Origin of the sequence: Streptomyces sp. ICN903, from assembly GCF_022015835.1 — a bacterium.
Taxonomy (GTDB): Bacteria; Actinomycetota; Actinomycetes; order Streptomycetales; family Streptomycetaceae; genus Streptomyces; species Streptomyces fenghuangensis.
Window position 1 is genome coordinate 1 of sequence record NZ_JAKMAY010000235.1, and the last position, 8997, is coordinate 8997.

An 8997-nucleotide genomic window follows, 5' to 3' on the forward strand; every position below is an offset into this window, starting at 1 on the left:
CCGGCGCGTCCTCCTGCGGACCGTCGGCCTCCTGCGGGCGCAGTGCCCGCAGCAGCAGCGGCCCCCCGCCCTCGTGGGCGTGCCGAGGGGCGGCCGGGCGGGCGACACCACGCACCAGGCCGGCCGGTGCCGCGGGCAGCACCGCGTGGCCGAGGCCGGTGCCGAACGACGGGTTCCGCCAGGCGGCGAGGCCCGCACGGAAGGCGAGGCCGTCGCTGACACCGAGCGGTGCGCGTGCCACGGTGAGTTCCGGTGGCGCGGTGCGGCGCCAGCCGCCGTCCCAGTCGCCGGGCACGGAGGAAACCGGCCCGCCGGGCGCGCCCCGGTCCGGGCCGCCTCCCCCGGACGGGCCGTCCGCTCCCGCGGTCCGCCCGGCGGAGGCGGTCCGGCGGCGCAGCCTGCCCCACCAAGCCATGTTCTCAACCGCCTTCGTTCACGCGGGTGTTGATGCGGGCGATCTCGGCCACCCACTGCCGGCGCTCGTCATGGGTCAGGTCGAGGATCTCCTCGCGCTGCCAGTGGAAGTGGTAGGCGATGTACGCGATCTCCTCCCGGAGCCGGGGAAGGGCGTACGTCACGATTCCCCCAGGCGCCCACCCGAGAGGTCGACCTCGAAGCCGCCCTCGCAGTGCGGGCAGGTCACCGCCGCCCGGGTGTGGCCCTCGCTGTTGACGCGGCGGTAGAAGTCCTGGAGGAAGGCGACGTCGGTGGCGTACATCCGTTCCACGATCCCGGCGTGCACATCGGTGATCGTGCCGATCCGGGTGATCACCTGGCTCAGCAGCACCACGCTCAGGTACGCCGGGTTCTCCTTGACCCGCAGGTCGATCTGGGGCCGCAGTTCGTCGCGGGCGGTGGCCAGGCGCATCGCGCCGTGGCGGTGCACCGTGCCCGCCTCGTCGACGTAGCCGCGGGGCAGCTCGAACTCGAACTCGGTGCGCAGCCCGTGGTCCTCTCCGGGCGGCGGGGCGGCGGGGGCTGCCGCCGCCTGCTCCGCGGCCGGGGCGGGCGCCGTCACCTGGAGGATCTCCTCCAGGTTGCCCGCCGTCACCGTACGGCGTCTCATTCGACGATGATCTCCTCGAACACGATCGTGACGGACTCGGTGGCCGGAGAGGACTCGCCGGCCTTCAGGGACGGGCCCTCCCACCTGGAGGCCCAGCCCTGCATCAGCTGGATGCGGCGGACGGTGCTGCCCTCGGAGTCCTTGATCTCGATGGTGAGGTTCTGCCGCGCGGAGTTCACGGCGCCGTTGTTCAGGGTCTCCTTGATCCAGTTGGTGAACTCGCTGCTCTGGTCGAGTCCCCGGGTGATCGTGATCTCCCCGGCCTGCCGGGCGCCGGGCTGCTTGCGGATGATCTGCTTGCCCTCGGCGCTGACCTGCTTGACCTCGACGACCTCCTCCTCGACGGTCAGCCCGCTGATCTCCTGGACCGACTCGACCAGATAGCCGCCGAGCTGCACGCCGAAGACGTGGGTGGAAAGAGCATCGCCCACTGCCATGACTGTTGGTCACCTTTCCTTGCGGACCCGTGGGTCACTCGTCGATGAGGCTGGTGCTGTCGGAGAACTGGGCCAGCCGGAACACCACGAACTCCGCGGGCTTGACCGGCGAGACGCCGATCTCGCAGACGACCCGGCCCTGGTCGATGGACTCCTGCGGGTTGTTGTCGCGGTCGCACTTGACGTAGAACGCCTCCTCGGCGGTGCGGCCGAACAGCGCGCCCCGGCGCCACTCCTCGGTGAGGAACGCGGTGACGTTGCGCCGGATGCTCGACCACAGCCGGTCGTCGTTCGGCTCGAAGACCACCCACTGGGTGCCCAGGAGGATCGACTCCTCCAGGTAGTTGAACAGGCGGCGTACGTTCAGGTAGCGCCAGGCCGGGTCGGAGGAGAGGGTGCGGGCCCCCCACACCCTCACGCCCCGGCCGGGGAAGGCCCTCACGCAGTTCACGCCGATCGGGTTCAGCAGGTCCTGCTCGCCCTTGCTGAGCCGGAACTCCAGGTCCACCGCGCCGCGGACCACTTCGTTGGCGGGCGCCTTGTGCACGCCGCGCTCGGCGTCGCTGCGCGCCCACACGCCGGCGATGTGGCCGCTCGGCGGGACGGGGACGTTGCGTCCGGCGGCCGGGTCGAAGACCCGCACCCACGGGTAGTAGAGGGCCGCGTACCGGGAGTCGTAGCCCGCCTCGTCGTTGCGCCAGGAGCGCACCTGCTGGGCGGTCAGCCCGGGCGGGGTGTCCAGGACGGCCACCCGGTCGCCCATCTGCTCGCAGTGCGAGACCACCGCCAGCTGCACGGTGCGCACGCCCTCGGCGTCGATGTCGCCGCGCCGGTAGGCGCTCATCAGGTCCGGCACCGCGACCATGGTGATCTCGTCGATGGTCTCCAGGCCGCCGAACCCGGTGCGGGCCGCGGGGTCGCCGACGTACTCGGACGCGTCGAGGCGGGACACCTCGCCGGAGCCGGGGGATGCGGGTGCGCCCGGGGCGCCCGGCAGTGCCACCGTCTGGTTGGCGGGCCTGCTCTGGCCGGCGCCCTGCTGCTCGGTGACCTCGATCAGCTTGGAGGCGCGGGCCTGGTTGACCAGGTACCCCTTGACGTTCTTGCGGGTGGAGGCCTCGTACGTCTCCACCACCTGGTCACCCTGGCGGACCAGGACCTTGAAGCGGTCCTGGGGCGGGTCCTCGCCGTCCGCGTCGGCGATCTCCACCGACACCCCCGAGACACCCGGGCGGGCCGCGACCAGGAAGCCGCCGATCTCCACCGGCTCCACCGCCCCGCCCGCCTGCCGCCGGGCACCGTCGGCCGCCGGAACGGAGGGCTCCTCGGCGGAACCGCCGATCCGCACGATGTACGCGGCGCCGCCGCCGTTGGAGAAGTACCCGTAGACCGCGTGGGCCAGGTAGGTGCCCTCGGTGAAGCCGCCGAAGATCTGGGTGTACTGGTCCCAGTTGGTGACCAGCGTCGGCGTGTGGAACGGGCCGCTCCCGGCGAACCCGACGAACGCGGCGACGGCGGTGCCGACCCCTTCGATCGGGCGGGCACCGGACTGCACCTCCTCCACGTACACGCCCGGGGTGAGGTACGTCGGCATGCTCGCTCCTTAAGCGTTCTTGCGGGTCACCTGTGTCCAGGCCGAGTCTGCGCGGCGGGTCCGGCCCGGGGACAGGGACCCGCGGCCCCGGCCGGGGGCAGGACCGCTGCCTTTCCGGGCCCCCCGCGCCGGCCGCCCGGCCGCCGCCCGCCTTTGCCCTCGCGCTGCCCTCGCGGACCTGGACGACCCGCCCGCCCGCGCGGTCCACTGGGCGCCGCAGCAGGGGTGCGCCGACGAGGAGGCAGCAGGTGCAAAGAGCCAGGCAGCGCACCGAGCGGAGCGAGGACCGGCAGCCGGCGAGTGGCCGGGCCGCCACCCGGCGGGAGGCCCCCGGGGGCGGCGCTGCTGTGCCGCCCCCGCTCACCGCCGCCGCGCTCCGCGCGGCGCAGCGCGGCGCGGGCAACGCAGCGGTGGTCGGCATGATCGCCCGCCGCGCGGCCCCCGCGGTCGCCCCGGAGCAGCCGGACACCGGGGTGCACGAGGTTCTGCGCTCGGCCGGCAAACCGCTCGCCGCGCCGGTGCGCCGGGAGATGGAGGCCCGGTTCGGGACCGACTTCTCCGACGTGCGGCTGCACACCGGAGCCACCGCCGCCCGCTCGGCCCGCGCCATCGGGGCACGCGCCTACACCTCCGGCAGCCACGTCGTCATCGGCGACGGCGGCGGCGACAGGCACACCCTCGCCCACGAACTCACCCACGTCGTCCAGCAGCGCCAGGGCCCGGTCTCCGGCACCGACCACGGCGACGGCCTGCGGGTCTCCGACCCCTCCGACCGCTTCGAGCGGGAGGCCGAGGCGAACGCCACCCGTGTCATGCGGGCGCCGCTGCCTGCCGCCGATGTGTCGCCCGCACCCGCTCCGGAAGGACGGCGGACCGTCGGTGAAGCCGTGCAGCGGGCCCTGGACTACACCGCCAATCCGAGCGGACGCAGTTTTTCCGGAAGGATTGACAGCAGCGGCCGGGCCGTGGCGGCCGAGATGCTCACCGACGGACACCTGAAAGGGAGCCCTCCGTTCCAGGACCCGCCGGGTTACGACTACATCCGCTCCCTGGGCCTGACCAATCGGTGGATCCGCTTCCACCTGGTCAACAACGAAGCCGGCGGCCCCGGCAGCGCCGACAACCTGGTGCCCGCCTCACAGAGCGACAACCAGACATACGAGCGCAACTTCGAGAACGCCCTGAAGCAGGACGTCACGGCAGCCGCCGCGGCACCCGGCGACTACGTCTACTTCGGCGTCGAGGTGCAGTACGGGAACGTCGCCCCGGCCACCGCTTCGGCCGCGCAGCAGGCCGCCGCGCCCAACTTCCCCACCCAGCTCGCGGTGTACCACAAGCTCTTCACGCCCGCGACCGGCTGGACATGGCAGCACAACGGACAGGTCTTCCGCTTCAACACCCCGCAGCCGGCCGACACCAGGGCTCCGATGCAGCTGAGCGCTCTGACCCTGCCCGTACTGAAGCAGTACACCAGCTTCTCCAACTCGAGCTCGGTGTGGGACCAGAACGACGTCGACTTCCTGCACAGCATCGCCACATCCCGCAAGACGGAGTTCACGGGCCTGTTGGGGGGCATGACCGGCGATGACGTACTGCGTGCCTTCGAGCTCATCCCCTTCGCGCCGCCACGGCCCAACGCCCGGCAGGCGGCGTCAGGAGCCAACGTGACCACGTTCTGGATGCGGGTCGCCAACCACAGGGACGGAGAGACCGCTCTGGAATCCCTCGCCTTCTCCATCGCCTCGGGGGTACTGCGGCTGTAGCCCGCGCCGGGTAGGAGAACCAGAACGGAACCGGCGCACGGAAACGAAGGAGTACCCGTGTCGAGCCTGTGGAACGCCCGGATCGAGGAGATCGGCGACCGTGAACTGACGCTCCGCCTCACCGCGGCTCACCCGGACAGCGGCGACGTCCCGGACAGCAAGGTCTTCGCACTGCGGCTGATCGTCGACGGAAGGGAACGCGCGGCCGTCGACACCTCGGTCCGCGGACGGGACGCCGACCCTGGCGCGGCAGCGGAGATCATCGACACCGTCACCGTGACCGACCGCCGTAACCTCCCCTTCGAGGAGCGAGCCGAGAAACGACGCATCGAGGACCGGTTGCGCGCACGCGGTCTGAGCCCCGAGGACGCCCGGAACTGGCAAACGGCCTTCGAGGACGCTTGGCGTGAGCTGTGGCACGACGCGTCCCGGCTGCCCAATGCCCGGATCACCATCCGTGTGCGCGACACGTCCTGGCTGGCGGGGCTCGGCGAAGGGGACGGCTGGGAGTCAGCCGCGTACGGCTGAACCGGCCCCGGACTCCCGGCCGGGTCCCGGCCGTGGACCGGTCGCGGCACCGGCCGGCGCGAACGGTGTCCGCCGGCCGTGAGGCGGGTCGGACCCGCCCCTCACGCGTCGGCGGCCTCAGCCAGGTACGGCCCGAACTCGCTCTCCAGGACCAGCCGGCCGAGCTTGCGGTACTCCTGCGCGACCGCCGTCACCACCTGCCGCATGGTGAGCGGCCCGCCTGCCTCCGCCGCCAGGTAGGCGGCCGTCACCGCGCAGGCCCGGATCGAGCCGCCGGCCATCTCGAAGCGGTCCGCGCAGAAGGCGAGGTCCAGATCGCCGTCCCGGGGCAGCGCCCCGCCCAGGCACCGCTCCCACAGGGCCAGGCGCTGCCCGGCGTCGGGCACGGGGAAGTCGGCCACCACGTCCAGGCGGCGGGTGAACGCCTCGTCCAGGTTGGCCCGCAGGTTGGTGGTGAGCACCGCGATCCCGTCGAAGGACTCCATGCGCTGGAGCAGGTAGGCCGACTCGATGTTGGCGTGCCGGTCGTGCGCGTCCCTCACCTCCGAGCGTTTGCCGAAGATCGCGTCGGCCTCGTCGAAGAGCAGCACCGCGTTGACGGCCGAAGCCTCGGTGAAGATCCGCTCCAGGTTCTTCTCGGTCTCCCCGACGTACTTGTCGACGACCGTGGACAGGTCCACCACGTACAGGTCCATGCCCAGATCCGCCGCGACCACCTCGGCGGACATGGTCTTGCCGGTGCCCGACTCGCCGGCGAACAGCGCGACCACCCCGCGCCCCCGGCCGCCGCCGGGCCGCATCCCCCACTGCCCGAGCACCTGTTCGCGGTGGCGGGCGCGCAGCGCGAGCTCGCGCAGCCGCCGGTGGGTGACCGGCGGGAGCACCAGATCCTCCCAGCCGACCGCCGGTTCGACCCGGCGGGCGAGCCGGTCGAGTCCCGCGCCGTTCTGGGCCCGCACGGCGGCCCGCAGGTCGTCGGGGCCCACCGGTCGGTCCTCCAGGGCGGCGGTGCGGGCCGCCACGTCGGCGGCGCGGCGCAGCTGCCCGGAGTCCAGGCGGTGCGCGGCGACCGCCCGGGCGAGCGCCTCGGTGTCGCCGACGGTGTCCCCGGCCGTGGGGCCGGTCGCGCGGATGCCGCCGGAGGCCCGCTCCAGGGCGTACCGCCAGCGCGCGGCCTGCCGCTCGGGGGAGGGCGCGGGCACGGTCACGGTGACGGGGGTGTCGGCCGCCCACGCCGGATCCCAGTCGGTGGTGCCGTGCGTCAGGAGCGGGATGCCCCGCAGGGCCGCGCACAGCGTTCCCAGCGTCCGGGCCCGCTCTCCGGGCTTGTCGGGCAGTGCCTCCAGGGGGCCGAGGACGACCCCGGAACCGGTCAGGCGGGCTTCGAGGGCGGCCACCCGGGCGAGGGCCGGCACGTCGCCGGAGCGCCGGGCGAGCGCCGCCGCGTCCAGGACGAGCGGACGCGGCCCGGCCGCGCGCAGGGCGGCCACGGCCAGCCCTCCGGCGTCGCCGCCCAGGCCACGCAGGTGGACGAGGCCGACTCCGGTCCCGGCCGCGGCGGCCGTTCGGCGGATCCGCGCCGGGTCGGCGGCCGCATCCTCCCACGCCTCGCCGAGCACCCCGGCGAGGCGGGCGTCGGGCCGGTCGTTCCCCAGCAGATGCCCGGTGACCCGGTCGGGTACGGCCAGGACGCGGGACAGCGGTGGCCGTTCCGGCTCGGTGACCTCCACCAGGCCGCCCTCGACCAGCGGCGCTCCGGGGGCGAGCCGGAAGCGGGCGGGCGCCGCCGCCGCGAGTCCGCACAGTTCCAGGGCGAGCCCGACCGTGGGCCGGCGGCGCGTCAGGTCGTCGTTGAGGTAGCCGTAGAGCCTCTCGAACCGCGCGTCCAGATCGGGCGCCACCGCGACCAGCAGCAGGTCCAGGTCCAGCGGGGACAGACCGAAGTGCCGGGCGAGGCCGTCCAGGACGGTGCCGGCCGGCGGGCGCCGGGGTTCGTGGGCGGGCAGGCCGAGGCCGCCCGGCTCCTCCAGGATGCGGGCCGCGGCCTCGGGGGTGAGGTACTGGCCCCGGTACGGGTCGTCGGGGTCGGGATCGGCGGCGCGGCGGGACGCCACCGCGCACCGCACCCGCTCTTCCACCGCGCGAAGCCGCGCCCACACGTGCTCCACGCCGGCGGCGGTTTCGGCGGCGGTCCGCGGGGCGGTTCCGGCGGTGTGCGTCACGGTCGGCGCTCCCCCCTGCGGCGCCGGGCGGGGACGGACGGCCGCTCGCGCGGACCGGCGAAGCCCTCCGGTCCCGGATCGCCCACCTCCGTGTAGCGCAGCCGCCGTCCCGCCGGCTCCCCGTCCCCGTGCCGGGCGGCGGAACGCACGGTGAGTCCTTCGGTGACCGGCGGTGCGACGGTGTGGCTCACCCCGGCCAGCGGAGCCCTCACCCGCACCCCCAGCGATGCCTTCAGCTCCCCGCCGAGCGCCGACCACACATCCGAGGCGGCCGGCGCGTCGAGCCCGGCCCCGGCGGTGTCCAGGCCCACGGTCAGGCCGAGTTCGGCGAGCGTGCCGGTGAGCAGCCGCGCGGGCAGGGTGTCGGCCGCCACCAGGCGGGCGAGCACCTGCGAGAGCAGCCGGTGCTCGTCCTGCGGGCGGCTCGCCCACGCCGTGACCAGATACGTCAGCTCGAACCAGCGCGGCGGGGTGCGCCGCGCCACGAGCCGTCCGTCCGCGTCGTACACCTCCCCGGCGCCGCTGCCGCGCCGGGTGGCGTCCTCACGGATGTCGTACAGGAAGACGCAGACCGTCGGGGCGCTGCGGCGGGCTGCCCAGTCCCGGGTGGGGGCGTCGAAGACCACCTCGACGCCCGACGCCTCCAGGCCGGACTCGCCCAGCAGGCGGCGCAGCCCCTCGTCGACCTCGTGGATCACCGGCGGGTCACCTCGCCGGGCGGCTGCACACTGCCGCTGACCACCAGGAAGTCGGTCCTGACCGCCGAGAACCCGGGGCCGGTGGCGGTGATGGTGCGCGGTCCGGTCTGCTCCTTGGCGAGGATGAGCAGTTGGCCGATGAACGTGCCGTCGGGGCCCGGCACGGTCGGCGCCGCCGATGCGGTGATGCCCGGTTTCCAGGTGAAGCGCACCGGCACTCCCGGCGGGAAGTCCCTGCCCCGCACCGAGGTGACGAAGCCGGGCTTGCCGACTTCCGGCACCGCCACGATGCGCGGCTGGAGGACGCGCAGCCGCTGCCGGGCGGTGTTGTCGCTCCGGTCGGCGTCCGTCCCGGTGGTGGTGAGCTCGCCGGTGACACGGCCGGTCAGTGCCCTGTCGGGGCTGAGGACGACCCGGACGACCGTGTTCGAACCCGGAGCCAGATCCGGCAGCGCGCACGTCCAGGAGCGGTCGCAGCCCGGCGGCGGCCCGTTGTGCGGGACACCCCGGGGCAGGCCGATGCGCAGCCGCAGCCCGGTCGCCAGGGCGTTGCGGCCGTTGCGGACCGTGTACGTCACCACGACGCGCCCGCCGACGTAGCCGGGGTTCGGCTGGGCCGTGACGCGGACCCCGGGCCCGGCCTCGGGTTCGTCCGGCGCCGGGGGCACGGCGGGCGGCGGATCGGCGGG

General features: G+C 74.2%; 8 protein-coding genes and 2 pseudogenes. 2 read left to right on the forward strand and 8 right to left on the reverse strand.

The window, feature by feature from the left end; genetic code table 11:
• From L7D48_RS21315 to L7D48_RS21335, 5 genes and pseudogenes are all read right to left on the reverse strand, one after another.
• A pseudogene (locus L7D48_RS21315) lies at positions 1-415 on the reverse strand (hypothetical protein); the annotation flags it as partial.
• 4 nt (positions 416-419) lie between these two features.
• Positions 420-578: a DUF6760 family protein gene (locus tag L7D48_RS21320; RefSeq protein WP_020938517.1), complete on the reverse strand. Its 159-nt coding sequence runs from the start codon at positions 576-578 to the stop codon at positions 420-422.
• Entirely contained in the window at positions 575-1066 is a 492-nt protein-coding gene (locus L7D48_RS21325) for a zinc-ribbon domain-containing protein (RefSeq protein WP_237881434.1), read from the reverse strand. Before L7D48_RS21325 ends, L7D48_RS21320 begins: the two co-directional genes overlap by 4 nt.
• Positions 1063-1503: a phage tail protein gene (locus L7D48_RS21330; protein ID WP_237881436.1), complete on the reverse strand. Its 441-nt coding sequence runs from the start codon at positions 1501-1503 to the stop codon at positions 1063-1065. Before L7D48_RS21330 ends, L7D48_RS21325 begins: the two co-directional genes overlap by 4 nt.
• 34 nt (positions 1504-1537) lie before the next feature.
• Entirely contained in the window at positions 1538-3097 is a 1560-nt protein-coding gene (locus L7D48_RS21335) for a phage tail sheath family protein (protein WP_237881439.1), read from the reverse strand.
• Between the two features lie 248 nt (positions 3098-3345).
• On the opposite strand from L7D48_RS21335, the gene L7D48_RS21340 reads away from it, so the two are divergent.
• The gene (locus tag L7D48_RS21340) at positions 3346-4860 is read left to right on the forward strand and encodes a DUF4157 domain-containing protein (protein ID WP_374493144.1); all 1515 of its coding nucleotides are present in this window, start codon (positions 3346-3348) and stop codon (positions 4858-4860) included.
• A gap of 57 nt (positions 4861-4917) precedes the next feature.
• A complete protein-coding gene (locus tag L7D48_RS21345) occupies positions 4918-5388 on the forward strand; it encodes a hypothetical protein (RefSeq protein WP_237881442.1) in 471 nt (156 codons plus the stop codon).
• Between the two features lie 101 nt (positions 5389-5489).
• Here the strand turns inward: L7D48_RS21345 and L7D48_RS21350 are convergent, their stop codons facing one another.
• The 3 genes and pseudogenes from L7D48_RS21350 to L7D48_RS21360 form a co-directional block, all read right to left on the reverse strand.
• Positions 5490-7610, reverse strand: a complete 2121-nt coding sequence (locus L7D48_RS21350; protein ID WP_237881444.1) for an ATP-binding protein — start codon at positions 7608-7610, stop codon at positions 5490-5492.
• Positions 7607-8308: a DUF4255 domain-containing protein gene (locus tag L7D48_RS21355; protein ID WP_237881446.1), complete on the reverse strand. Its 702-nt coding sequence runs from the start codon at positions 8306-8308 to the stop codon at positions 7607-7609. The genes L7D48_RS21350 and L7D48_RS21355 overlap by 4 nt, the downstream gene beginning before the upstream one ends.
• A pseudogene (locus L7D48_RS21360) lies at positions 8305-8997 on the reverse strand (DUF11 domain-containing protein); the annotation flags it as partial. The pseudogene L7D48_RS21360 and the gene L7D48_RS21355, both read right to left, overlap by 4 nt.

Coding starts and splice junctions, on each gene's coding strand:
- L7D48_RS21325 (WP_237881434.1), bottom strand. CDS start 1,066: ATGAGACGCCGTACGGTGACGGCGGGCAACCTGGAGGAGATCCTCCAG.
- L7D48_RS21335 (WP_237881439.1), bottom strand. CDS start 3,097: ATGCCGACGTACCTCACCCCGGGCGTGTACGTGGAGGAGGTGCAGTCC.
- L7D48_RS21330 (WP_237881436.1), bottom strand. CDS start 1,503: ATGGCAGTGGGCGATGCTCTTTCCACCCACGTCTTCGGCGTGCAGCTC.